21 protein-coding genes are annotated in these 23,464 nt (G+C 71.1%); 9 read left to right on the top strand and 12 right to left on the bottom strand.

Features of this window, described 5'->3' with window-relative positions; all coding sequences use genetic code 11:
- Nucleotides 1-34: 34 nt before the first annotated feature.
- A complete protein-coding gene (locus AB0M73_RS20575) occupies nt 35-607 on the top strand; it encodes a helix-turn-helix domain-containing protein (protein WP_363892587.1) in 573 nt (190 codons plus the stop codon).
- On the opposite strand, the gene AB0M73_RS20570 is transcribed toward AB0M73_RS20575, so the two are convergent.
- The gene (locus AB0M73_RS20570; RefSeq protein WP_363892585.1) at nt 604-3,441 is read right to left on the bottom strand and encodes an AAA family ATPase; all 2,838 of its coding nucleotides are present in this window, start codon (nt 3,439-3,441) and stop codon (nt 604-606) included. The two genes, AB0M73_RS20575 and AB0M73_RS20570, sit on opposite strands and share 4 nt — an antisense overlap.
- 156 nt (nt 3,442-3,597) lie before the next feature.
- Here AB0M73_RS20570 and AB0M73_RS20565 point away from each other — a divergent pair, with 156 nt between their 5' ends.
- Nucleotides 3,598-4,179 (top strand): hypothetical protein, encoded by a 582-nt coding sequence (locus tag AB0M73_RS20565; RefSeq protein WP_363892582.1) that lies wholly within the window; start codon nt 3,598-3,600, stop codon nt 4,177-4,179.
- 49 nt (nt 4,180-4,228) lie between these two features.
- Here AB0M73_RS20565 and AB0M73_RS20560 read toward each other — a convergent pair whose 3' ends face one another.
- Nucleotides 4,229-5,053: a GNAT family N-acetyltransferase gene (locus tag AB0M73_RS20560; protein ID WP_363892580.1), complete on the bottom strand. Its 825-nt coding sequence runs from the start codon at nt 5,051-5,053 to the stop codon at nt 4,229-4,231.
- A gap of 210 nt (nt 5,054-5,263) precedes the next feature.
- Between AB0M73_RS20560 and AB0M73_RS20555 the strand changes: the two genes are divergently transcribed.
- Complete coding sequence (locus AB0M73_RS20555; RefSeq protein WP_363892578.1) at nt 5,264-5,782, top strand: carbohydrate-binding protein; 519 nt, start codon at nt 5,264-5,266, stop codon at nt 5,780-5,782.
- A gap of 24 nt (nt 5,783-5,806) precedes the next feature.
- Here AB0M73_RS20555 and AB0M73_RS20550 read toward each other — a convergent pair whose 3' ends face one another.
- The 3 genes from AB0M73_RS20550 to AB0M73_RS20540 form a co-directional block, all read right to left on the bottom strand.
- Nucleotides 5,807-6,358, bottom strand: coding sequence for a TetR/AcrR family transcriptional regulator (locus AB0M73_RS20550; RefSeq protein WP_363892576.1), 552 nt, complete (start codon nt 6,356-6,358; stop codon nt 5,807-5,809).
- 59 nt (nt 6,359-6,417) lie between these two features.
- Nucleotides 6,418-7,665: an MFS transporter gene (locus tag AB0M73_RS20545; RefSeq protein WP_363892574.1), complete on the bottom strand. Its 1,248-nt coding sequence runs from the start codon at nt 7,663-7,665 to the stop codon at nt 6,418-6,420.
- A 243-nt stretch (nt 7,666-7,908) separates the two neighbouring features.
- A complete protein-coding gene (locus tag AB0M73_RS20540; protein ID WP_363892572.1) occupies nt 7,909-8,856 on the bottom strand; it encodes a helix-turn-helix domain-containing protein in 948 nt (315 codons plus the stop codon).
- A gap of 86 nt (nt 8,857-8,942) precedes the next feature.
- Here AB0M73_RS20540 and AB0M73_RS20535 point away from each other — a divergent pair, with 86 nt between their 5' ends.
- Nucleotides 8,943-9,983: a saccharopine dehydrogenase NADP-binding domain-containing protein gene (locus AB0M73_RS20535; protein WP_363892570.1), complete on the top strand. Its 1,041-nt coding sequence runs from the start codon at nt 8,943-8,945 to the stop codon at nt 9,981-9,983.
- A gap of 72 nt (nt 9,984-10,055) precedes the next feature.
- Here the strand turns inward: AB0M73_RS20535 and AB0M73_RS20530 are convergent, their stop codons facing one another.
- Entirely contained in the window at nt 10,056-10,700 is a 645-nt protein-coding gene (locus tag AB0M73_RS20530) for a hypothetical protein (RefSeq protein WP_363892568.1), read from the bottom strand.
- 67 nt (nt 10,701-10,767) lie between these two features.
- A complete protein-coding gene (locus AB0M73_RS20525; RefSeq protein ID WP_363892566.1) occupies nt 10,768-13,098 on the bottom strand; it encodes a penicillin-binding protein in 2,331 nt (776 codons plus the stop codon).
- A gap of 125 nt (nt 13,099-13,223) precedes the next feature.
- Here AB0M73_RS20525 and AB0M73_RS20520 point away from each other — a divergent pair, with 125 nt between their 5' ends.
- Nucleotides 13,224-13,514 (top strand): hypothetical protein, encoded by a 291-nt coding sequence (locus AB0M73_RS20520; RefSeq protein WP_363892564.1) that lies wholly within the window; start codon nt 13,224-13,226, stop codon nt 13,512-13,514.
- 32 nt (nt 13,515-13,546) lie between these two features.
- Here AB0M73_RS20520 and AB0M73_RS20515 read toward each other — a convergent pair whose 3' ends face one another.
- Nucleotides 13,547-14,344, bottom strand: coding sequence for a lysozyme (locus AB0M73_RS20515; protein ID WP_363892715.1), 798 nt, complete (start codon nt 14,342-14,344; stop codon nt 13,547-13,549).
- 120 nt (nt 14,345-14,464) lie between these two features.
- Nucleotides 14,465-15,454 (bottom strand): zinc-binding alcohol dehydrogenase family protein, encoded by a 990-nt coding sequence (locus AB0M73_RS20510; protein ID WP_363892562.1) that lies wholly within the window; start codon nt 15,452-15,454, stop codon nt 14,465-14,467.
- Between the two features lie 114 nt (nt 15,455-15,568).
- Between AB0M73_RS20510 and AB0M73_RS20505 the strand changes: the two genes are divergently transcribed.
- The 3 genes from AB0M73_RS20505 to AB0M73_RS20495 are packed head-to-tail and all read left to right on the top strand — an operon-like array spanning nt 15,569 to nt 18,933.
- Nucleotides 15,569-17,002 carry an FAD-dependent monooxygenase gene (locus AB0M73_RS20505; RefSeq protein ID WP_363892560.1) on the top strand — a complete coding sequence of 478 codons (1,434 nt, stop codon included), beginning with the start codon at nt 15,569-15,571 and terminating at the stop codon, nt 17,000-17,002.
- A gap of 32 nt (nt 17,003-17,034) precedes the next feature.
- Complete coding sequence (locus AB0M73_RS20500; protein WP_363892558.1) at nt 17,035-17,655, top strand: TetR/AcrR family transcriptional regulator; 621 nt, start codon at nt 17,035-17,037, stop codon at nt 17,653-17,655.
- Nucleotides 17,656-17,658: 3 nt separating this feature from the next.
- Nucleotides 17,659-18,933 carry a glycosyltransferase gene (locus AB0M73_RS20495; RefSeq protein WP_363892556.1) on the top strand — a complete coding sequence of 425 codons (1,275 nt, stop codon included), beginning with the start codon at nt 17,659-17,661 and terminating at the stop codon, nt 18,931-18,933.
- Nucleotides 18,934-18,970: 37 nt separating this feature from the next.
- On the opposite strand, the gene AB0M73_RS20490 is transcribed toward AB0M73_RS20495, so the two are convergent.
- Genes AB0M73_RS20490 through AB0M73_RS20480 form a run of 3 tightly spaced genes read right to left on the bottom strand, consistent with a single transcriptional unit; the run spans nt 18,971 to nt 22,129 of the window.
- On the bottom strand, nt 18,971-20,899 hold the full coding sequence (locus AB0M73_RS20490) for a HEAT repeat domain-containing protein (RefSeq protein ID WP_363892554.1): 1,929 nt from the start codon (nt 20,897-20,899) through the stop codon (nt 18,971-18,973).
- 2 nt (nt 20,900-20,901) lie between these two features.
- Nucleotides 20,902-21,813, bottom strand: a complete 912-nt coding sequence (locus tag AB0M73_RS20485; protein ID WP_363892552.1) for a DUF3048 domain-containing protein — start codon at nt 21,811-21,813, stop codon at nt 20,902-20,904.
- A 55-nt stretch (nt 21,814-21,868) separates the two neighbouring features.
- Nucleotides 21,869-22,129, bottom strand: coding sequence for a hypothetical protein (locus AB0M73_RS20480; RefSeq protein ID WP_363892550.1), 261 nt, complete (start codon nt 22,127-22,129; stop codon nt 21,869-21,871).
- A 163-nt stretch (nt 22,130-22,292) separates the two neighbouring features.
- On the opposite strand from AB0M73_RS20480, the gene AB0M73_RS20475 reads away from it, so the two are divergent.
- A complete protein-coding gene (locus tag AB0M73_RS20475; RefSeq protein ID WP_363892548.1) occupies nt 22,293-23,405 on the top strand; it encodes a chromate transporter in 1,113 nt (370 codons plus the stop codon).
- Nucleotides 23,406-23,464: the final 59 nt, after the last annotated feature.

The following is a 23,464-nucleotide window of genomic DNA, read 5'->3' as shown; positions in this document are numbered from 1 at the left end:
CGTGACGTAGGCAACACCCGGTAGACTCGGCCCCGTGCCTAAGATCAACGCCCCCACCGTCGCCGAACACCGTGCTCAGCGGCTGCGCGCGCTGCTGGAGGCCGCCCGCGTCCTGGTCGCCGAGCAGGGCCCCGAGGCGCTCACCCTGTCCGCCCTCGCCACCCAGGTCGGTCTCTCCCGGCCCAGCCTCTACGAGTACTTCCGCTCTCGTGACGACCTGGTCGCCGCCATGGTCGAGGACGAGCTCCCCCGCTGGATCACCGAGCTCGACGCCGAGGTCCACCGGCACCCCGCGCCCGCCGACCGCGTCGCCGCCTTCGTCCACACCCAGCTCCGCATGCTCTCCGACGGCCGCCACACCGCGCTGGTCGTGCTCGCCGGCCACGCCCTCGGCCCCGCCGCCCAGGACCGCATCATGGCCGAGCACGCCCGCCTGTTCGCCCCCCTCGTCTCCGCCCTCACAGACCTCGGCATCGACCACCCCGACCTACGCGCCCGCCTCATCCAGGGCATCGTCACCGCCGCCACCCCCATGCTCGGCGCCGACGAGCTGGCCAACCGCCGTGTCATCGACGCCGCCACGCACCAGGCCGTGCACGGCCTCTAACGATCGGCTTCCAGCAGATCGAGGGCCTTGGCCGCGTCGGCACGGCGGGAGACGTTGAGCTTCCGGAGGATGTTGGTGACGTGGACGCTGACCGTCTTGGGGCTGATGACCAGGACGGCGGCGATCTCGCCGTTCGAGCGGCCGGCGCGGAGGTGGCTCAGGATCTCCAGTTCCCGGGCGGTCAAGCCGGCGCGGGAGGCAGCGGGAGGGGGCAGCACCTCGGCGAGGGGAATCCGATACCGGCCGGCGGTGCGCACAATCGCCGCCTGCAGGGCAGAAGCGCCAAGGGCCTGAGCGGAGCGGTGGGCGTCGCGGAGGAGGAGGGCGCTGCGATCACTCGACGACTGCCCGAGCAAGGACTCGGCGGAGCGCCACCGGGCGAAAGCAACAACAAAGGGCTGACCGACTCCCTGCCAGCGGCTCACAGCGGCGGACCAGGAGTCGGGGTCGGGAGAGCGGCGGACGTCGGCGGCCAAGGCGTGGCAGAGGGCAGCGTGGGCCTGCTGCTCGGGCTCGGCGCAGAGCTTGGACACGGCGGCGACGATGCGGTCGGCATGGCCCGGCTCACAGCGGCCGGCAACGACGGACAACTCGGCCTCGGCCCACAGGCCAAGGACGAGAAGACCGCCGAGCCGACGCTCGGCGGAGGTGCCGGCCAGCCGGGTCAGGGCGGTGTCGACCAGCCCTCGCACAACGGTGAACTTTCCTTCCCAGCCGGCGAGTTCGGCCTGGAGACCCAACACACGGGCGACGGTGGAGGGACGTGCGGTGTCGAGGCTGATCACGGCATCGAGGCGTGAGAGCAACGCTCGGCCGCCACTCAGATCGCCGCGCAGGACGGCCAAGCGGACACGGACCAGATCGAGCGCGGCCGCGACGTACGAACCTGGATCGCACGCATCGGCCTCAACCAGCAGACGGTCGGCGCAATCCCAGTTGCCACGTAGAATCTCGATGTCGGCGGCGCTGCTGAGGAGACTGGCGCCGCCGGTGGCGCCGGCCCCGACGGCGTCGAGCTCCAAGCGCCCGGCCAGGGCCGCCGCAACGGCCTCGTCGAGCCGATTGGCATGGCGCAGCGCGGAAGTCAGGTACAGGTGCTCGCCGTAGGCGTCGGGCGACGCGGCCAGCTCGGTGGCCATCCGCACGGCGGTCCGCAGCGAGGCGATCCCCTCCTCATGACGGTCGTCCTCGGCCAAACCGTGCCCCAGCGCCAGATGCCCCATCTGCTCGGCCTGCCAGACGCCGCCGGCCCGGCCGAGGGTGATCGCTTCCGCGCCGAGGCGACGGGCGTCGGCCGGCTGGTCACGGCGGACCGCCAACCAGGCCCGGCTGGCGGCGAGCTCGGCCAGCCACGCGGCGGGAGGATCGCTCGGCAGGAGCTGCTCGGCCAGGTCGAGCGTGGCCACGGCCTCCGATTCCTGGCTCTCGCACAGGTGATAGTCGCTCAGCAACAGGCACATGCGCAGGATGCGTTCGGGTTCACGGACACTGGGCACGTGGGCGATGGCGGTCCGCATCAGCTCGATGGCCCGTTTCCCGTCGCCCAGCCGATCGGCGTACAAAGCGGCCTGCTGCAACAGATGCCCGCAGTCCAGACCCACGAGCTGGTCGGCATCCGGGACCTCCGGCCACAGGGCGACGGCGTGCTCCAGATGACGCAGCGTCTCCTCATGCGCGTGCACCTCGGCCGCGGCGAAGGCGGCGTGGACGGCGGCGGTCAGAGCCCGCGGACGGTCGCCGGCGGCATGCCAGTGCCGGGCGATCTGGGCCGCGGCCCCGGCGGGAGCATCGTCGGCCCACTGCGGATTCGAGCTCAGCAATTCGGCCAGGGTGGCGTGGATCCGCCGGCGTTCGGCCGGCAGCAGGTCCGCGTACATCGCCTCGGCGATCAACCCGTGCCGGAACCGATATCCGCCGTCGGTTCGCACAAGTAGGTGGCACCGCACGCATTCCCGCACCGCCGCGTGGTCCTCCCACAGGGCGGCGAACAGGTCGTCGCTGATCGTGGGCCCGGCCACGGCGGCGATGCGCAACGCGGACAACGCCGATTCCGAGAGTTGGTGCGCGTGCCGGAGAACCAGGTCGGCCACCGAGGGCGGCACGTCGCCGTGACCGGGCGGGTCCATGCCAGCCAGCACCTCGGTCAGGAACGGGTTCCCTTGGGAGCGCTCGAAAATCCGGCGCACAACGACCGGCCCCGGGGTGCGGCCGAGCAGGTCGAGCACCTGTTCCCCGGTCTCGCGGAGGGTGAGGCCGTGCAGCGCGACCGTGGCGGCCTGGTCGTGACGGACCAGTTCGGCCAGCAGCCGGCGGGTCGGATGGCCGGCGTCCAACTCGTCGTCGCGGTACACGCACACCAGCACCACGGGCGTGGCCCGCAGCCGCACGGAAAGGAAGCCCAGCAGGCTCACGGTGGACGGATCGGCCCAGTGCAGGTCGTCCAGACCCAACAGCACCGGGGCGGCATCGACCAACACGCTGGCGACGTGTTCGAACAGCTCGGACCGGGCCTGCGGATCCAGGCGCAGCTCGCGGCCGGGCGGCGACAGCAGTTCCGCCACATGTCCGTGCAGCGCCTCGACAATGGGCGCGTACGGGATCGGGTAGTCGCCCACCGGCGGGCACGCCCCGCGCAGGGCCACGCCGCCGGACGCCACGTGCCCGTCGCAGATCTCGGCCAGCAGACGGGACTTGCCGACGCCGGCGGCGCCGCTGATCAACAGCACGCCGCCGCGGCCGCTGCGCCGCACGTGTTCGGTGAATTCCCGCGCCGCGTCGAGTTCTTCGCGACGCCCGATGAAACGCGGGCTGCCGACCCTGACGTGGCTGACCACGACCCCACCTGCCCCCAGGTTGGCGGCCCCCTAAGGCACCCGCCGCGGAAAAATAAGGTAGCACGCCCGATGCCGTCCTATCGGCCCCGTTCCTACCGTCGAGGAACACGAATTCTCGATCACGCGCATCGATCAGGTGCGTGGACGGAGGAGATCATGAGGGGCAGCAAGCGGGCGGCATCGGTGGTCATGGCGATGGCGCTGTTGTTCACCGGCATCGCGAGCGCCGCGTCGGCGTCGGCGCAGCCGGCCGGGGCCGGCAATGCGAAGACCGCGCTATCGGGCAGCGAGGACTTCAAAGAGTTCACCATGTGGTTCGACATCGGGGAGTTGTCCAACACCAACGCGTGCATCCCGTCCTGGGTGACCGCGCGGTACCGGGACCCGAACTCGGGCAGCGACACCTGGACGCAGCTGGTCAGGACCAACAACAACGGCTGCGAGGCCGACCAGACGCACCTGCAGGCCTGGGGCGACTTCCAGAACACCTACACCAGGGTCAACCTGCTGGGCGGCCCCAAGCCGGGCCAGCACATCCACTGGGACCAGCTCACCAGCCTCACGTTGACGGTCACCACGCCCAACACCCCGCCGGGGCGGCAGAAGTGCGTCGCCATCAACCGGGAGGGCATCTGGGCGCTGGACACCAACAACTACTGGCACGAACTGGTGAACCAGCCGGAACGGCGGGTCCTCTGCGACGGGCACAACGATTTCGAGATGTTCGTCGAGCACTGAGTCGAGTGAGGCGCCGGCGGAGGACCGCCGGCGCTTCCCCACTCCTGGCTCAGGAGAACGTGGTCCAGGTGTCGACGGCGCGGAAGTGCAGTGCGTCGAGGACGGGCTGGACGTTGGGGTCGCTGGGGGCGACGGCGAGCTTCGCGCCGTGGATGAAGGCGTCACGGAGGGCGGCCGAGGCGGCCAGCACGGTGTAGCCGTGGCCGGCGTAGGCGGGCAGCGTGAACAGGTAGCTGGTGATGACGGCATTGCCACCGCGGACGGCGAGGGCCGAGGCGACAGGCTTGCCGTCGACGTAGACCAGGTACGGGCTGGCGGCCGGCGAGTCGAAGACGGCGGGAATGAACTGGTTGCGCACGCTGTCGGCGGGGACACCGCTGGCGGCGACGGCGATGTCGAGGAAGGTCGAGGCGGCCGAGCCGTCGACGCGGCGCACGGTGACGCCGGCCGGAGAGCCGATGAGCGGGCGGTATTCGGTGGCCGGCAGCGCCGTGAGGGAACGGTGGTCGACGGTGTTCAGCCCGTGCGCGGCGGCGACCGGGTTGGCGGAGACGTCGCCGCGCACGCGAACGACCCATGGCTGGTTGAAGGACGGCAATTCGTCGGCGAAACGGGCCAACTGCGCCGGATCGGGATTACTGGCGATGCCGAACACGCCATTGGCCCGAGGCTGGGCGAATCCGCTGACCATGAGCGCACTGCCTCCCGCGGTCTTCACCACGGCGTGCGGCTGCGCGGAAATCAATTGGGCGGTGGCGGCGAACCAGCCGGCATTGGCCTGATCCGCAAGGTCGGAACCGGGTGCCGCATAAGCGGTCTGGGCTGTCGTCAACAGCGTGAGGCCGGCGACGAGGCCAGCAAGTCTGCGCTTCATTTTCGGACTCCTTCACGGGGAAACTCCGAGCCCGACGCTAATGGCGGCAATCACGACAACCTAGGCGTCAGGTACGCGTGAGGTTGTCTCGACTACCCCTTTGGACGGAGACGTGACGGCCGTTACCGCAACTCCGGGCGCGGTCGGCCGGATCGTCACCGGCGAGTCGGCCGTGGGACGCCGCGACCCCGAGCGTATGCTCCCGCCCCGATGGACCCGTTGGATCCCGAACCCCCGGGCGGCGACTCCCACCGGCACGACCGGCTACTGGTCTGGGCCGCGACCGTCGGCGCGCTGGGCTGCTCGGCGCTGATCTTCCTGGCGACGAACTCGTTCTTCGACGCCGATCCCGTCGCGGAGCCGGCGCCCACCACGGCGCTGCCGCTGGCCGCCTCGTCGACGATCACCACCACGACGACAACGACCACCACTCCCCCGCCGACAACGACAACAACGACGACGGCAACACCAATGTCAACGACGCCGCGGCACATCACCACGACCACCCGCACCACGACGACGACACACGCCGTCACGACAACAACAACCACGCCCCGGCCGACGACGACCCACCGGTGCGTCACGACCGAATGGCGGCGTGACACGGCGTACGAGGGCGGCTCGATCGTGGCCTACAACGGCCATCTCTGGGTGGCGAAGTGGTGGAACTACAACGCCGTTCCCGGCGCGAACCAGGAAGGCGTGTGGCAGTTCGCCCGCGACTGCTGACGGGATCTTCTCCGGCGCGGCGACTCAGTTCAGGGCGGCGTCGAGCAGGATGGTCGCGGCGGCCCGGGCGATGGGCATGCTGTCCGGGCCGCGGTCGTTGCGGGTGGCCATGCCGTTGCCGTCGAAGACCATGTGCAGCTGAGTGGCCAGCATGACCGGGTCGGGGGCGCCGGCCAGCTCGGCCAGCTCGGTGAACAGGCTGCGCACCCAGGCCCGGTACTCCCGCGTCGTCAGGTCGATCCGGTCGCCGGGGCGGGACTCGGCGCTGGCCCGGTGGAAGGCGCAGCCCTGGTAGCCGGACTCGGCGTACACGGCGATCTGGCCCTCGAACACCGCCAGCACCTTCTCCCGCGGCGTGTCGGCGGCGTCGACCGCGACCTGGATCCGCTCGGCGACCTGGTGCTGGCGGCCCTTGAGGTAGGCGTGGATCAGCTCGTCCTTGCTGCCGAACGTGTTGTACAGCGAGGCCTTGGCGACACCGGCGTGCTCGATGATCCGGTCGATGCCGACCGTGTGCACGCCCTCGTTGTAGAACAGCTCGTCGGCCGCCGCCAACAGACGCTCACGCGCTGACACACGCCCCGTGGTCGTCGGCATTGACATCCACTCCCTCATACCAGACAGATCTGTTCAGTTTACGCCACGCTGGTCCGCCGCGCCCGCACCAGGGCGGCCACCGCCAGCAGGGCGAGCACCATCACGGCGACACCGTAGGCGGTCGCCGCGCCGAACAGGCCGGGGCCGTCCACGGTCAGCACGCCGGCGACCACCGCGGGCACCCCGAAGCCGAGGTAGGACACCACGTACAGCAGGGACAGCGTGCCGGCCCGCTCGTGCGGCGCGACCTGCGGGACCACGATCCGGATGCCGCCCTGGAAGCCGGCGCCGAAGCCCGCGCCGGAGATCGCGGTGCCGACGAAGAACAGTGCCACGGAGCCGAGTCCGAGCGAGGCCAGCGTGACGGCGACGCCTGCGAACAAGGTGATCGAACCGGTCAGCATCACCGCTGTCGCGCTGATCGAACGCAGTACCAGCACCATGGCGCTGGCAACGCCGGCGAAGGCGACCAGCAGCACACCGGCCAGGATGGTGTTGTTGCCGCCGAGCAGCTTGCCCAACAGGGCCGGGCCGAGCGCGCCGTACAGGCCGGCCAGCGCCCACGCGGCGAACAGCACCGGGGCCGCGGCGATCAGGTGGGCCCGGACCGAACGGGGCAGCGCGATCTCCGGCCGCAGGCTGGCCAGCGCGCCGGGGGCGCGGGTGACCGTCTCACGAATGAAGGTGACGCCCAGCGCCTGGAGCAGGAACAGGGCGACCAGCACGTAGTAGACCAGGTGGGTCGGCGCCGGCAGGAAGCTGACCAGCAGCGCCGAGAGCAGCGCGCCGGACCCGGTGCCGATGCCCGGGGTGAGGGCGTTGGCGAGCTGACCGCGCTTGGCGTCGATGTCCAGCATCATCGCCCCGATCGCGCCCACCGCGGCGCCGGTCGCGAGGCCCTGCACGATGCGGGCGACCAGCAGCGCCGGGACGCCGCCCGCGGTGGCCAGCACGATCATCGTGGCCGCCTCGACGACCAGCGTGACCAGCAGGACCGGCTTGCGGCCGACGTGGTCGGACAGCTTGCCGAAGATCAGCAGCGAGACCAGCACCGAGACCGCGTACACCCCGAACACGATGGTCGTGGTGATCGGCGAGAAGCCCCATTCGGCCTGGTAGATGGCGTAGATCGGGGTCGGCGCGCTGGATGCGGCCAGCAGCGACACGACCAGCGAGGCGAGCAGCAGCAGCGTCGCCGTGCCGGAGCGGCGGCCCCGTGTCCCCGATCGGGCCGCGGCGTCGACCGTTCGGCGATCGGCGCGGGTCCGCGTGATGGCCTGGGTCATGGCACACACTCCGTGAATGAGTAGACAGGTCTGTTCAATCGACTGGAACTGAGGCTAGACAGACCTGTTCACTCGGTCAAGTGAGCCCTGGCACACATCGTCAGCCGCGGTGGCCCTGATGCTGACTCCCAGCAGGAATCCGTGACCAGGCGGGCCGGCCATCCTGCGCCAGAAACCCCTGGCCGCGGATCTGGATGTTGGCACGCGTGGGCCGAGAATTCCGCCCGCGCTGCCGATCAAGCTTCAGGATGGTGACGAGCTGCGGAAGGTGCGGCGGTAGGCGTCCGGGGGCACGCCGACGGTGCGGTTGAAGTGCCGGCGCAGCGTCGCGGCCGTGCCCATGCCCACTGCCGCCGCGATGGCGTCGACACTGTCGTCGGTGGTCTCCAGCAGTTCCTGGGCGTGGCGAATCCGCTGGGTCAGCAGCCATTGCAGCGGGGTGGACCCGGTCACGGACCTGAAGTGGCGCCCCAGGTTCCGCGAGCTCATGTTGGCCCGGCGGGCCAGGTCCTCGACGGTCATCGGCTGGTCCAGCCGTTGCGTCGCCCACGGCAACAGCTCGGCCAAGGGGTGGTGGTCCTGGGCGGGCACCGGGGCGGTGACGAACTGCGCCTGGCCACCGGCCCGGTGCGGCGGCACGACCAGGCTGCGGGCGATCGTGTTGGCGATTGCCGAGCCGTGGTCGGAGCGGACCAGGTGCAGGCACAGGTCCATCGCGGCGGCCTTGCCGGCGGAGGTGAGGACGCTGCCGCTGTCGACGTAGAGCACGTCCGGGTCGACCTCCACTCGGGGATGACGGGCGGCCAGTGCCCCGGTGTGAGCCCAGTGCGTGGTCGCCCGTCGCCCGTCCAGCAGGCCGGCGGCGGCCAACACGAACGCGCCGGTGCACAGGGAGACCACCCGCGCGCCCGCCTCGTGGGCCGCCCGCACCGCTTCGACCAGGTCGGCGGGCGGGTCGGCGTCGACGTCGGCCAACGCGGGAACGATCACCGTGTCGGCGTGGGCCAGCCGGTCGAGCCCGTGGTCGGGCTCCAGTCGGAACCGGCCGATCCGCACGGCGCCCGAAGCGCAGATGACCACCTCGTACCAGGGCGCGACCACCCCGGACAGGTCGGCGCCGAAGACTTCGCACGCCACGGCCAGCTCCAGGTGCCGCATCCCGTCGGCGGCGGCCAGCGCGACAGTGCTCATGTCCGGAATTGTACGCATCTTGGCGTTCCGGACACTCGCGCCGGGCGGCCGCCGTCGTCAGGATGTCCACTGTGGATCACTTGAGCATGGCGGTGCAACCGAGCGGATCGGGCCAGAAGGTGGTGGTGTACGGCGCTTACGGGCACACCGGGCGGTTCGTGGTGGCCGAGCTGCGCGAGCGTGGGCTCGTGCCGGTTCCGTCCGGTCGCGACGCCGCCAAGCTGGCGGCGTGCTACCCGGGTCTCGACATCCGGCCGGCGCCGGTCGACGATCCGGCCGCCCTCGACCGCGCGCTGGACGGCGCGGCGGCCGTGATCAACTGCGCCGGGCCCTTCGCCGCAACCGCCGCCCCGGTGATCGAGGCGGCACTGCGCGCCGCCATCCCGTACGTGGATGTGGCGGCCGAGATCGAGGCCAACATCGACACGTTCGCCAACTTCGCGGACCGGGCCCACGCCGCCGGCGCGGTGGTGGTCCCCGCGATGGCCTTCTACGGCGGCCTCGGCGACCTGCTGGTCACCGCGTCGATGGGCGACTGGACGACGGCCGACGAGGCGCACATCGCGTACGGGCTGAGCAGCTGGCATCCCACGGCCGGAACGCGCCTGGCCGGCAAGGTCTCCCGGGAGCGGCGCAACGGCCGGCGCATCCGCTACACCAACGGACAGCTGGAGTACCGCGACGACGCCCCGCCGACCCTGGAGTGGACGTTCCCCGCCCCGCTGGGCACCCGGACCGTCATCGGCGAGTTCACGATGAGCGACGTCGTCACCATCCCCAGCCACCTGTCCATCCCCGAGGTGCGCACGTACATGACGGCCGAGGCGGCCACGGACCTGTCAGCTCCGGACGCCTCGGCCCCGACCGCGATCGACGAACGCGGCCGGTCCGCGCAGACCTTCCTCGTCGAGGTCGTCGTGCGATCCGGCGACGCGGAACGACGCGTTGTCGCCAGCGGCCAGGACATCTACGCCGTCACCGCGCCGCTCGCGGTGGAAGCGGTCCAGCGCATCCTCAACGGGCAGACCAAGGCGACCGGTGTCGCCTCCGCCGGTGAGATCTTCGACGCGCCCGATTTCCTCCAGGCGCTGTCCGCGCACATCACGGTCGAACCGAACCGGCGGTGACCGGCCGGGTCCGGCACGCCCCACGCCAGAGGCGGCCGGACCCGCGGCCCGCGTCGGCCCGTCACCGCGATGTCACGCGTCGACCGGCAACTCCTGGTCCTGCCGCTGCGCCGGCACCTCGGGCGCCTCGAAGGTCGAGTAGCCGGCGTCGAACGCGTGCTGCCGGTCCTGGATCTCCTTGAGCAGCAGCTGCGACTGCTCGACCGCCTGCTGCACGATCTGGCCGGCCTGCTCGGCCGCCTTGGCCAGGCAGCGCTGGGTCTCCTGCTCGGTCTGCTCGACCAGCTCGACCCGCTGCCGCAGCAGCTGCTCGGCCCGGTCGCGCAGCTGCTCGGACTGCTCGATGGCCGCCTTGCGAATGAGGTTGGCCTCCTGCTCGGCGTTCTCCAGCATCACCTGCATGTGCTGCGCGGCCGGCGTCTGGGCCCGCCGCTTGTCCGGGTCGGGACGCAGCCGGTCCAGTTCGGACTGCATCTGCTCGGCCCGCTGGGCCAGCTCCTGGTACTGCCGCAGCACGGCGTCGCGGTCGGACCGGGTCTGCTCCAGCGTCTCGGTCAGGTGCTCGCAGCGGCGGGTGGTCGCCTCCAGGTCGGCCCGCACGGTGCGCAGCTCGTCGTCCACCGCGGTCATCTCGTCGTCGACCTGGTTGCGGGCGTAACCCCGGAACCGGACCCGGAAAACACGCGGCTGTCGCTTCGATACCTCGTCGATCAGCATCTTGGGCTCCTTCGTCCACCAGGTGGTTTCCCCGTCAAACCCGCGCGCATGCCACCCATGTGGGTGGTCAACGAGGCACGTCGTGGCCGGCGCTGACGATCAGGGTGATCCCCGTGTCGGTGGGGAACGCCCCGGCGTGCGACTGACCGAGCACCGTCCCGTTCGGACTGTTCGACTCCTGCGCGGTCACATCCACTCGCGTGTAACCGGCCTGCCGCAGGGTGTCCCGCGCGGCCGTCATGCCGCTGCCGACGACCCACGGCACGGTCGGCCCGTGCGGCCTCGCGTCGAGGTAGCCGGGATCCGCGGCCGGCAGTCCCTGGTCCGGCGCAGTGCCGAGCAGCTTCGTGAACGCCGCGAAGAACGGCGGCGAGGCCAGCGAACCGCCGAACGCGCCGGCGCACCCGCTGTCGTCGGAGTCGAGTCGGGGCGGCTTCGAAGCGCAGATCGGCGCCGGAGCGGACCCGTCCGCGAACACCAGCGAGGACACCGCGTAGTTCCGCAGGCCGGCCACGAAGCCGACGGACTCGTTGTACTCGGTGGTCCCGGTCTTGCCGGCGAGCTCGCGCTTCCAGTGGGCCTTCAGCGCCGAGGTGGCCGAGGTGCCGGAGACGGTGTCCTTGGCCAGACCCCGCATCATCGTGTCGGCCAGCGCCGGCGCGACGACCTGCTCGCACTGCTGGTGGGGCAGCGCGACCGGGTGCCCGTCGTGATCCAACAGCTGCCGCACCGGCGTCGGCGGGCACCACTTGCCGCCGTCGTCCAGGGTGGCCATCACGTTGGCCAGCTCCAGCGGGCTCACCGCGCTGACTCCCAGCGTGAAGGACGGGTTGTTGTTGAAGTACTCCCGCTGAGGCGAGTTGTACTCGGCTTTCGTGGCCCGCTCGTCCGACGGGTCGGTGGTCGGCGGGCTGCCCGCCTCGGAGGCGGCCAGCGTGCGGCGAAGTCCCAGCCGGTAGGCCATGGTCAGCACCTGCGGCAGCCCGGCCCGCAGCTCCAGGCCGGTGAACGCCACGTTGGGCGAGGTGGCCAGGGCGTTCTCCAGGGTGATCGGGTCGGGGTAGCCGACGTAGTCGTTCTGCACGGTGTGGCAGACGGTGTAGTCCTTGACGATCGGCGGCATGAAGCACTGGCTGTTCGGATTGGACAGCTGCGTGTTCAGCCCGACCTTGCCCTGTTCCATCGCCGCGGCCGTGGTGAACAGCTTGAAGATGGAACCCGCGCCGAAGGGGTCGCTGACCTCGACCGGAAGGTTGGTCATGGACTGGCCGGCGTCCACGCCGTACTCGCGATTGGCCACCATCGCCGCCACCTCGTGCGCCTGGCTGCCGGGCCGGATGACGACCATGGTGTTGGCGATGCCCGGCGTGCGCGGCGGCACGTTCTCGTCGACGGCCCGCTTGGCCAGTCCGGTCAGTCCGGCGTCGACCGTGGTGCGGATCCGGTAGCCGCCGGTCTGCAGCTGATCCCGGGTGAACCCGTTGGACAGCAGGTAATCCCGCACGTAGTCGCAGAAGAAGCCGTAGCCCGGCTGGACGCCGACGCAGTCGCTGGCCGGGATCCGCGGCTCGGCGACGATGCCGAGCGGCTGCTTCTTGGCTCGGTCGGCGACGTCCTGGTCGAGCTTGCCGATCGACACCTCGGCGTCCAGCACGGCATTGCGGCGCACGGTCGCCGCCTGTGGGTGGTCCCACGGGTTGTAGGCGACGGGATTGTTCACCACGCCGGCCAGCAGGGCCGCCTGCGTGACGGTCAACTTGTCCGGGGTGGTCTCGAAGAACACCTGCGCGCCGGCGGCGATGCCGTCCACATTGCCCACGAAGGTCACGAGATTCAGGTAGCGGGTGAGGATCTCGTCCTTGGTCAGCTGGCTGTCCAGCTCGACGGCCACCCTCGCCTCGCGCACCTTGCGCACGGCGGTCACCGCTCGGGCCTGTTCCTGCGCCTTCTTGTCGTTCCTGGCCGTGACCAGGATCTGGTAGTTCTTCACGTACTGCTGGGTCAGCGTCGAGGCGCCCTGGGTGGTCTCGCCCGCGGCGCCGTTGCTGATCAGCGCCCGCATCGTGCCGGCCGGGTCGATGCCGTGATGGCTGTAGAAGCGCTTGTCCTCGATGGCCACCATGGCGACCTTCATGTTCGGCGAGATGCGCTCGGACGGCGTGTCCAGCCGGTACTGGTCGTACAGATAGGCGATCGGCGTGCCGTCGGTCGCCTCCAGGATCGAGGCGTAGGGCGGTCTGCCTCTCTCCAGCGCGAGCGCCAGCGAATGCACCGCGTCCCCGGTCGCATTGGACAGCAGCCCGAGGCCCGCCGCGGCCGGAAACGCCAGTCCGGCCAGGCAGACGCCGGCCGCCACACAGGCCACGATCAGCTTGGTCACCAACCACAGACGCCGCATGGCAGCCCCCTTTCCTCCCTTGTGAAATCCCCCGGCGGTTGCGTGCGGAAACAACCGAGCACTCCTCGATCGGGTGGTTTGCGGGTCGCGCGGAGTAGTCGGCCGCGGTTGGGGCACGCTGCAGCATGTCCGTCAGCGAGGCGTTCGACGCCGTCCCCGGCCGCGTGCCGGCGCGACGAGTTTGGGAGCTGCGCCAACAGGTCCGGGCGCTGGAGGCCGAGCGGGACGAGCTCGCCGAGGAGGTGTCCGAACTGCGCAGCCAGCTGATCGGCGCCTACCAACGCCTCGCCGCCGGCGCCGGCGGCCCGGACGTGCCGAGTCGGCTGCTGCGTCTGGTGTGCGACGAGGCCAACCGCATCCGACTGGAAGCCCTGCGCTACGCCCAGCAGATAGAACACGAGGCCCGCTCGCAGTGATGCCGAGCGGGCCTCGCCGTCATTCGTGCCGGTCAGCCGTTGGCCAGCGCCTTCAGCCGGTCGTAGGCGCCGTTGAATCGGTCCTGGTCGCCGGGGAAGGTGCCCTTGTCCGCGTACTGCCAGATGGTCAGGAAGCCCCAGCCGGCCGGCAGCGCGCCGACCGAGCTGCCGTAGAACGGCGTCCACAGCGGATTGTTCGCGCCGAACCCGCCGTTGTTGCCGGTGCACTGGGTCCACCACTTGGTGCTGGTGTAGATCGTCGGGTACCGCTTGGTCCTGGCCACCACCCGGTCGCTGAACGCGTGCACCCATGCCACCATCGCCGCCTGGCTCAGGCCGTAACAGTTGGCGCCGTAGGGGTTGTACTCGATGTCCAGCGCCGGCGGCAGCGTCATGCCGTCACGCGACCAGGCGCCGCCGTGGTCGACGAAGTAGTCGGCCTGCGCCTGGCCGCTGGACTGGTTGGGCACCGCGAAGTGGTAGGCCCCGTGCAGGAGGCCCGCGCCGAACGCGCCCGTGTACTGCTGGGCGAAGCTCGGGTTGGTGTACGTCGTCGCCTCGGTCGCCTTGACATAGACGAACTTGCCGCCCTTGCCGGCCACCGCCTTCCAGTCGATGTTGCCCTGGTGGCTGCTGACGTCCATGCCGGGCGTCTGCGCGACCTGCGCGGTCAGCGGTTGGGATGCCGGCATCGCCCGGCCCTCCACCAGTGCGATCTGCGAACCCATCTCGTGATCGCCGTCGTCGGGCGCGGCATTGGCGGTGGCCTGCGCGGCCACCACCAGCAGCAGGGCCGAGAGCAGGACGACCGGCCGACCGGGGTTGGACATGGTGACCTCCAGGAAGCGAGAGCTTCTGTTGTTCACCGAGGCCTACCCGGACACGGGCGAACTGCACGTATCGGCCGTCAGGTTAAGCCTTTCGTGTGCACTGTGGACGCTGCGTCACCGTTACACGGCAAGCAGGACACGGCCGAACGGTCCGCCCTCGATCAGGTGCCGCTGCGCGTCGGCCGCCTCCGCGAGTGGGAAGACACTGTCGGTGATGGGGCTGATCTCTTTGCGTGCCACCAGGTCCAGCAGCCGCGCGTTGGCCGCGGCGACCTGTTCGTCGGTGAACAGGGCGAAGCGGAAGCCGTGGATGTGGGCATTGCGCCAGATCAGGTCGGTGACGTTGATCGTGCCGGTCATGCCGGCGGAGTAGCCGATGCTGACCAGCGAGCCGTCGACCGCAAGGGCCCCAAGGGCTTCGCCGGTGAGCGCGCCGCCGACTCCGTCCAGCACGACGTCGACGCCCTTGCCCTCGGTGATGCGGGCCACGCCGTCGCGCAGCGATTCCTGGGTCAGGTCGATGACTTCGAAGCCCGCCTCACGCCCCTTCGCGGCCTTGGCGCTGGAGGTCGCGGTGGTGATGGCGTGGGAGGCACCAAGGACGCGGGCGATCTCGACGCCGCCCTGGCCGACAGCTCCCCCGACGCCGGGCGCCAGCACCGCCTGGCCCGGCCGGAACCGGACCACCTCGGTGAGGGCGAACAGCGCGGTCAGGTGGCCGGCGCCGGTGGTCAGCGTGGCGGCCGCGGTGTCGTCGACGGCGTCCGGGATGGGCACGAGGTGCGCGGGGTTGACGGCCACCAGCTCCGCCCACACGCCGTCGACACCGAGGCCGTACCCGCCGCCGCCCATCGCCACGCGGGCCCCGACCGCCAGGCCCGAGGTGCCGGGCTCGACCAGCACACCGACCCCGCTGCTGCCGGGGACCACCGGGAACGGCTTGATCACGCCGGCGGGGAGTTTGCCCAGCCGGGCGGTGTTGTCGAGGGGGCTCACGCCGGCCAGGGCGACCCGCACGATCGCCCAGCCGTCGGGGGTGGCCGGCTCCGGGGCGGTGGCCGAACCGAGGACGTCGTAGCCGCCGAAGCGGTGGTACTGGATGGCACGCATGTCGGGCTCCTAGGTCGTGGTGAAATAACCGTAGCACTTTCACTCCTTACATTGGCCCGATGAGGTGCACGAACGGTCGTTGCCCCGGGCCGTCGACTGCGCGAGGTTGGTCACATGACCGACGAGACCGACGTCTTGATCGTCGGCGGCGGCCCCGTCGGGCTCTCCGCCCGCGCACTGCTGGCCCGGTGGGGCGTGCGGACGTTGCTGGTGGAGAAGCGCCGGCAGCTGTCGCCGTTCCCGCGCTCGCGGCTGGTCAACGTGCGTTCGATGGAGATCTTCCGTCAACTCGGCGTCTCCGCCACGATCCGCGACCGCGCCTTCGAGCCCCGCTTCGGCCGCGTCCGCTTCCGTGACCGGCTGTTCGACCCCGACTTCGCCACGGCCGCCATGATCGGCGTGCACGAGTCCATTCCGGACAGTCCGGAGTTCGGCGTTGTCACGTCACAGGACCGCTTGGAGCCGATCCTCATGGGAGCGGCCGACGAGCCGCTGCGATTCGGCTCCCCGCTGACCGGCCTGTCCGAACAGGACGATGGCGTGGTCGCGACCTTGGCCGGCGGCGACACCGTTCGCGCCCGGCACATGATCGCCGCCGACGGCGCCAATTCCACCGTGCGGGACCTGATGGGCATCGGGATCGACGGCCCCGGCCAGCTGCGGGACATGACCACCGTCGTGTTCGACGCCGATCTGTCGGCGTGGTCGGCCGAGCAGCCCGCCGGTGTCTATTTCACGGCCCACGGCATGTTCATGCCCATCCACCCCGAGGGCGGCTGGGCCTGGATCTCCCCCACCACCGCCGACACCGACTGGGAAACCCTGGTCTCGCAGGCCATAGGTGCCGATGTGGCAGTGAAGGTGCTGCGGGTTCAGCAGTGGACCGTGACCGCGTTCGTCGCCTCGTCCTTCCGCCACGGCCGGGTGTTCCTGGCCGGCGACGCCGCCCACACCGTGCCCGGTGCCGGCGGCCTCGGCATGAACACCGGTCTCGCCGGCGTGCACAACCTGTGCTGGAAGCTCGCCGGGGCCCTCCAGGGCTGGGCGGCGCCGGACCTGGTGTCCACCTACGAGACCGAACGCCGCCCCGTCGCCCAGCTCACCCTTCGCCAGGCCGTCGCCAACACCCGGCTCATGCAGGAAGCCGTCGACCACCGCCGCGCCCAGATCCGGGCCGGAGTTCCCGCCGATGCCGTCTCCCTGCCGTGGTCCGAGCAGTACTTCGCCCAGCTCGGGCTCGTCCTCGGCGTCGCCTACGACTCCTCGCCGGAACCCGGCACCGAGTACGTGCCCAGCACCGCGCCCGGCCATCGCCTGCCCCATGTGCTGCTGCCCTCCGGACGATCCAGCCTCGATGCCCTCGGCGAGTGGTTCACCGTCTTCACGCCCGACCCGGCCGCCTGGCGGCAGCACACCGCTCCCTGGCCCGTCCGCGTGGAGGAAATGTCGTCCGAGCCCTGGGATCTCGGCGCTCAGGGCGCGGTGCTCGTCCGGCCCGACGGCTACGTCGCCGCCCGCCTGACGACGCCCGGCGCCTGGCTCTCTTGACACTGTTCGATCGATCGATCTAATCTTGGATCGTGCGATCGAACGGCCGGACCTTCGCCGACACCGCCCGGCGGACCCAGATCACGCTGGCCGCGATCGAGGTCATCGCCGAGATCGGCTACGCCCAGGCCTCCATCCGCAAGATCGCCGAGCGGGTGGGGGTGGCGATGAGCGTGGTGCTGTACCACTTCGGCAACAAGGACGACCTGGTCCGGGAGATCGTGCACCACTCGTTCCGCACGGCGCTGGACGCGATCCTGCCGGCGCTGGAGAGGGAGACCACGGCGGCCGGCAAGCTGCGCGCGTACATCGCCGCCAACGTGGACTTCCTGCAGTCGCACCGCACGCAGTACTCGGCGGTCCTGGACATCGGCATGAGCTACCGCACGGCCGACGGCGCCCGCATGGACGCCATCGCGCTGGACCCGGACCTGATGGCCGACGTCGTGAAGCTCGACCTGGCCACGATCCTGCGCCAGGGCCAGGAATCCGGCGAGTTCCGCGACTTCGACGTGAACCACATGGCAACGGCCGTCAACGGCGCCGTGCGCAACGGCCCGCTGCTGGACTACGCCATGAATCCGAACTTCGACCTGAACGGCTACACCGGAGAGCTGGTGACGTCGTTCGACCTGGCGACAAGAAGGGGGTAGACCATGGCCAAGGTGGTGATCGCGGCCGTCGGCTCGCGGGGTGACACCGCGCCGCTGATCGCGATCGGAACCCGGCTGCAACAAGCGGGGCACGAGGTCACGATGTCCGCGCAGAGCATCTTCGAGGACCTGGTCACCAGCTGCGGGCTGCGGTTCCGGCCGCACGACCTGAGCCTGCCCGGGCTCGACACGGCCGCGCCCGGCATGGTCGCGCCCGGGGTGCCCGAGATGAGCGACATCGAGAACCCGGCCAAGGCGGTCATGCGCTTCATGTCGCCCAAGGGCATGCAGGCGACCGGCGAGGGCCTGCTCCGGACGCTGCGGGACGAGCCGGCGGACATCCTGCTGCTGTCGCCTTTCGCCGAACTGGCCGGGCATCCGCTGGCCGAGGCCCGGGGCGTGCCCAGCATCGGGATCCGGCTCCAGGCCATGTCCACCACCGCCGACTTCCCGCCGTCGATCCTCGGCGGGTGGTCGGCCGGGCCGATGCTCAACCGAGCCGCCGGACGGTTCGGGGCCGGCTGGGTCGAACGGTACTGCGCCAAGCCCATCGCCGCCCTCCGCTCCCAGCTCGGCCTGCCGAAGGTGTCGGCACGGGCACTGCGGCGTCGGCGCACCGAGGCGGAATGGCCCATCCTGCATGGGTTTTCGTCCACGGTCGTGCCGCGCCCGCGGGACTGGCGGCGTGGCCTGGAGGTGGTCGGCTACTGGTGGCCGCCGCGTCCCCTCGGCTGGGAGCCGCCGGCCGACGTCGTGCGGTTCCTGGAATCCGGGCAGCCGCCGGTGTACATCGGCTTCGGCAGCCTGCCGATGCCCAAGGCCAAGGCCGCCCAGGTGTCCGACCTCATCGGCCAGGCCCTGCGCAAGGCGGGCGTACGTGGCATCGTGCAGTCCGGCTGGGCCCAGCTCGCTGTCTCCTCCGACGACGTGCTGACGGTGGGCGAGATCCCGCACGACTGGTTGTTCGACCGGGTCGCCGCCGTCGCGCACGCCTGCGGCGCCGGCACCACCGGCGCCGGGCTGCGGGCCGGGGTTCCCGCCGTCGCCCTGCCGAACGCCGGTGATCAGTCGTTCTGGGCTCGTCGCCTGGACAAGCTCGGTGTCAGCGCCGGCACGGTGCCGCTGAAGAAACTCACCGCCGACTCCTTGGCCGGCGCCATCACCACCGCGGTCACCGACCCCGACCTCCGCGCCAACGCCAAGGCCGTCGCCGCCCACCTAGCCACCGAAGACGGCCCCGCCGCCGTCCTCCAGACCGTAGAACGCCTCACCACCTAAACCGCGAGTCCCGCTCTCCAGCAACCGAAATGCAGTTTCAGGACCCGAGGGCGCTGAGCGCGTCGAGGGCGGCGGCGTGGATCCGGTCGTCGAGCACGATCGAGCGCAGGCCGGTCGGCTCGGTGAGGCGGTCATCCCGCTCCAACACCGCCAACACGCGCGACCGCAACACCTTCGCCGGCGGTCCGACCTTCGCGACGGCGCGCAGGGCCTCCAGGATCACCGGCTCGTACTCGGGGGCGTCCAGGGCGCGGGTCAGCACGGTCACGGCGAGCTCGGTGTCGCCGCAGGCCACCACGGTCTCCGGCACGCCGAACATGCCCCAGCGGTCCGGGTTGTCCCGCACCCACTTCTCGGCCCGCGCGAGAACGGCCGCACGGTCGGCCGGATCGAGCAGCACGGCCGAGCGCACGAAGGCATGCGCGAACCGCCAGTCCTCGGGCGGGCCGAGGCTGTCGAGCACCTCGCGCAGGATCTCCTTGTCACCAGTCACAATGCAGTGCACCCGCGCGGCCCACAGTTCCAGCCACCGATCCTGAACCACCCGGACCAGCGCCTCGATCCACGGCCCCAGGTGCGCGGCGGCGGAACCGAAGCCCTCGAACGCCATCAGCGCGGGCTCGGGCCGCTTGGACGCCAGCATCAGCGTCAACGCGTCCTCGGCCCCGTACCCGGCCGGCCCGCACGCGGCGAGGGCCCGCCACAGCTGGTACTGCACGGAAGTCGGCTCGGGGCCACACTTTTCGAGCACGGCATGCAGCACCGGAACCACCCGCTCCGGGTAGCGCGGCGCGCACTCCTTCACCATGTCGCCGAGTTCCGGCTCGAAGCCGGACAGGTGATGGTAGGCGAGCTTGTCGCTGTTCTCCTTGACAGCACGGAGAACCGTCGTCACGGCGCGCTCGTCGCCCTGCCGCGCCAGCGCCCAGGCCGCGGCCATCTCGACGACGGGGTCGCCGTCGGCCAGCAGGCTGGCCAGCCTGCTGGCATGGGGCGTGCCGGCCTCGCCGACGGACGCGAGGAGATCGGCGGCCCTGGTCCGGATCTGGGCGTCGTCGTCGAACAGGACCTGTCCGAGCAGCGGCAGCAGCGAACGGGTGGCGGAGCGGGATTTCGTCATCACGGCACCGGCCGCCCGGAGCGCGCCCGACAGCACGCCGCCGGTGCCGCGCGCGATCAGCAGGCGGATGATCTCCATCCGTGCCACGACGTTCTCGTCCGGGCACAGCGCTTCGATCAGGTGATGCCCGTCGTTGCCCCAGGCGCTGTAAGCCCCGCGAGGCAGCGTCGGCGCGAGGGCGGCGTCCACCAGTTCTTGCGCGGACACCGATTCCCGGTCGAGGCAACGGCGGGCCATCAGGTTGGCCAGCCGCAGCCGCTCATCCGCCGCCTCGGCCAGGCGGAGCACCGCCTTGCGACCGGCGGCCGCGCCCTCCAGCCGGGACTTGACCCGGATCGCCAGCTCCTTCTCCCGGACGTCGCGCGCCACCAACGCCTTCTCTATCTCCTTGGCGCGAGGCGACATCGCGGCGTACTGCCAGAGCAGCGTGACGGCCTCGCGGCGCACGTTGGCGTTGCGGTCCTTCACCAGCATGATCACCCTGTCGTGCAGGGAAAGCAACGTCTCACGGCACGCGACGGCGTGGGGATCCGACTGCTGGCCCGGGTCGTTCAGCCGCATCACCAGCCGAGCCAGCAGGTCCACGATGTCGGGCCGGATCCGGACCTTGGGCGTGCCGACAAGCTCCACCAGATACTGCACGGTCGGCGCGCTCGCCGAGCAGATTCCGCCGTCCGGCGGGAAAAGCGCGAGCTCGATGCCCTCGAACTGGTCGCGCATGTTCCAGTTGCTGGCCAACGCGCGCAGCCGGCGCGGGATGTCCGAGGCCTTGCCGTTGGCGTGCCGCAGCTGCGCCCACGGGATGTCGTCGAGCCCGTCAAGGGGCGTGTACTGCTCGCTCGCCACCGTCAGGACACCGGGGCAAGCAGGATCCATAGTGGACCGTCAGCGGCCGGCACGGCGTTGCCCGCGGCGTCGGCGTAGATCGTCGCGGCGGTGCGGCTCGTCCGCGACCACGTGGCCGCGAACAGCTTCCCGTCCCGAAGCACGGTCGCCGACCCGCTGCCGACCGTCACCCCGACCGGCGACGGATTGCCCGCCACGTCACCGGGAACCGTGCCCGCGCGGGTGGTGACCTTCTGCACGATCACCGTGGCCGCGCCGACCCGGCCGCCGTCGGTGGTGGTCAGCGGCGTGCCGTCCATGGAGACCAGCCACTTCTGGTCCGCCCACTCGAAGTCGAAGCCCACGGTCGCCACCTGCTCGTGCTGCTTGGTGGTCGACGTGCCGCCGGCCGGCGCGGGCCCGGTGGCCTGCGGCGTGACCGTGCCGGTGCCCTTGGGCAGCTTGTCCGGGTGCACGAACAGATCGTGCGGCGCCACCCGGCTGTTGTCCCGGAAGTACGCGCCGGGAACCGCGCTCTGGCACCCGGTCTCCAGGCCCGCGTCGCGCAGCAGCGGCACCAGTTGCGGCGCCGAGCCGGAGCAGGCCAGCGTCGGCCGGCCGTACTGCCCGAGCAGGTCGATGTCCGTCTCGCGGGCGCTGCGCACCGGCCCGATGACCGGCGGCAGCTGGCCGAGGAAAACCGCCGCGATGCGGGTCAGGCCGCCCTCGACCGGCTCCACGTAGACCACGTTGGCCGCGGCCAGGCCGGTCTGCGGCCGGGCCGCGGCGACGTTGTCGATCTTCACGACGAGGGCCGACCCGGCCGGCACGGCCGTTGTCGCAGTGGTGGTCGGCGCGGGCGCGGGCGCCTGGCCGGCGCAGGCCGGGATCAGGAGCAGCACCGCCGCGGCGGGAACCAGCCAGAATCGCGCCATAACGTCATCTAACGCCATTCGAGCCCGCCGCGGCCGGGCTGATCACACGATCAGGTCACCCGTGGTGGCCGCCGCCCCCTCCGTCGCCGAAGCCGCCGCCGTGGTGGCCGCCGCCCCAACCGCCGCCGTCGTGGTGGTGGCCGCTGTGGCCGCCGAACGGGCCGTGGTGGTGGTGATGCTGGCTGCCGCCGTCGTCGGAGCCGGTGTAGCTGTCGCCCCCGCCGAGGTTGCGCCGGCGCCGTCCGGACGTGGCGGACTGGACGATGCCGACGATGAGCAGGGTGATACCGACCAGGATGAGCAGGCTGAACGCCATGACGTCACCTCCTGCGGCCGCGTCGGCGGTGTCCCCCTGACCCCGGGTCCGCGACCTGTGACATCGGAGTGTTCTCCCTGTCGTGGCCCGAATTCCACGCACTTGAGCAAGGTTTGAGCCAACGGGTTGTCTTCGATCGGCACTGAAGCCATAGTGTTGGCTCGTGCAGACACGCGTCGGCCTGGGCGTCATCCTCGCGCAGTGGGGGCGGATCGGGTGCATCGGCTTCGGCGGCCCGCCCACGCACATCCTGCTCCTGCGGCGGCTGTGCGTGACCGAGCGGGGCTGGCTGACCGCCGAGGAGTTCGAGGACGGCATCGCCGCCACCACCCTGCTGCCCGGCCCCGCCTCCACCCAGCTGGCGATCTTCTGCGCGTGGCGGCTGCGGGGCGTGCCGGGCGCGCTGGTCGGGGCGGTCGGCTTCATCTGCCCGGGGCTCGTCGTGATCCTGGCGCTGGCGGCGCTGTTCCTGAGCGGCAACCCGCCACTCTGGGTCACCGGCGCGGCGGCCGGCGCCGGCTCGGCCGTCGCGGCGGTGGCCGCACACGCGGCGTCCGGTCTGATCCCGGCCAGTTGGCGGCGGGCCCGTCACCACGGCCGTTGGATCGCCTACTTGCTCCTCGGGGCGGCGTCCACGGTGCTGTTCGGGCCGTGGGTGGTGCTCGCGCTGGTCGGCTGCGGGTTCGTCGAGGTCACGTGGCGGAGCCGCACCGTGCGGTCGTTCGCGCTGCCGTTGATCGGCGGGATCGCCGGCGGGCTGCCCTGGGTGGCGCTGAAGGTCGGCGCGCTGTCCTACGGCGGCGGGTTCGTGATCATCCCGCTGATGCAGGCCGACGCCGTCGACCGCTACCACTGGATGACCGGCGCGCAGTTCCTCAACGCGGTCGCCCTCGGCCAGATCACGCCCGGCCCGGTCGTGCAGACCGTGGCCGTCGTCGGTTACGCCGCCGGCGGGCTGGCCGGCGGCCTGCTCGCGTCGCTGTTGGCGTTCGCACCGTCATTTCTGTTCGTGGTGATCGGCGGCCCCAGGTTCGACCGCCTGCGGGCCAGCGCGACCGTTCAGTCCTTTCTGGACGGTGCCGGACCGGCGGCGATCGGCGCGATCGCCGGCTCCGCCGTGCCGCTCGGGCTGACGCTGCACCATCCGTGGCAGGCGATCGTGCTCGCCCTGGCCGCGATCTGGCTCCTGCTGCTGCGCCGCGGCGTGGTCACCGCCCTGCTCGGTGCTGGCCTGCTCGGGGTCGGCGCCGCACTGGCCGGTTTCGCCCTGATGTGAACCGCTCGGCACTCCCCCGCGTACCGAACAGTGGCAGCGCACAACAGTGTGATCATGCA

This window comes from Kutzneria sp. NPDC051319 (assembly GCF_040682195.1).
Lineage (GTDB): Bacteria > Actinomycetota > Actinomycetes > Mycobacteriales > Pseudonocardiaceae > Kutzneria.
Note: the sequence above shows the minus strand (reverse complement) of the source record. Positions and strands in the feature narration are given on the sequence as shown.

Bases quoted from the DNA above. Each gene is read 5' to 3' on its own strand.
- AB0M73_RS20515 (WP_363892715.1), bottom strand. From the start codon at position 14,344: ATGTCCAACCCCGGTCGGCCGGTCGTCCTGCTCTCGGCCCTGCTGCTG.
- AB0M73_RS20505 (WP_363892560.1), top strand. From the start codon at position 15,569: ATGACCGACGAGACCGACGTCTTGATCGTCGGCGGCGGCCCCGTCGGG.
- AB0M73_RS20495 (WP_363892556.1), top strand. From the start codon at position 17,659: ATGGCCAAGGTGGTGATCGCGGCCGTCGGCTCGCGGGGTGACACCGCG.
- AB0M73_RS20555 (WP_363892578.1), top strand. From the start codon at position 5,264: ATGGACCCGTTGGATCCCGAACCCCCGGGCGGCGACTCCCACCGGCAC.
- AB0M73_RS20480 (WP_363892550.1), bottom strand. From the start codon at position 22,129: ATGGCGTTCAGCCTGCTCATCCTGGTCGGTATCACCCTGCTCATCGTC.
- AB0M73_RS20545 (WP_363892574.1), bottom strand. From the start codon at position 7,665: ATGACCCAGGCCATCACGCGGACCCGCGCCGATCGCCGAACGGTCGAC.
- AB0M73_RS20525 (WP_363892566.1), bottom strand. From the start codon at position 13,098: ATGCGGCGTCTGTGGTTGGTGACCAAGCTGATCGTGGCCTGTGTGGCG.
- AB0M73_RS20510 (WP_363892562.1), bottom strand. From the start codon at position 15,454: ATGCGTGCCATCCAGTACCACCGCTTCGGCGGCTACGACGTCCTCGGT.
- AB0M73_RS20560 (WP_363892580.1), bottom strand. From the start codon at position 5,053: ATGAAGCGCAGACTTGCTGGCCTCGTCGCCGGCCTCACGCTGTTGACG.
- AB0M73_RS20535 (WP_363892570.1), top strand. From the start codon at position 8,943: ATGGCGGTGCAACCGAGCGGATCGGGCCAGAAGGTGGTGGTGTACGGC.
- AB0M73_RS20565 (WP_363892582.1), top strand. From the start codon at position 3,598: ATGAGGGGCAGCAAGCGGGCGGCATCGGTGGTCATGGCGATGGCGCTG.
- AB0M73_RS20530 (WP_363892568.1), bottom strand. From the start codon at position 10,700: ATGCTGATCGACGAGGTATCGAAGCGACAGCCGCGTGTTTTCCGGGTC.
- AB0M73_RS20485 (WP_363892552.1), bottom strand. From the start codon at position 21,813: ATGGCGCGATTCTGGCTGGTTCCCGCCGCGGCGGTGCTGCTCCTGATC.
- AB0M73_RS20520 (WP_363892564.1), top strand. From the start codon at position 13,224: ATGTCCGTCAGCGAGGCGTTCGACGCCGTCCCCGGCCGCGTGCCGGCG.
- AB0M73_RS20540 (WP_363892572.1), bottom strand. From the start codon at position 8,856: ATGAGCACTGTCGCGCTGGCCGCCGCCGACGGGATGCGGCACCTGGAG.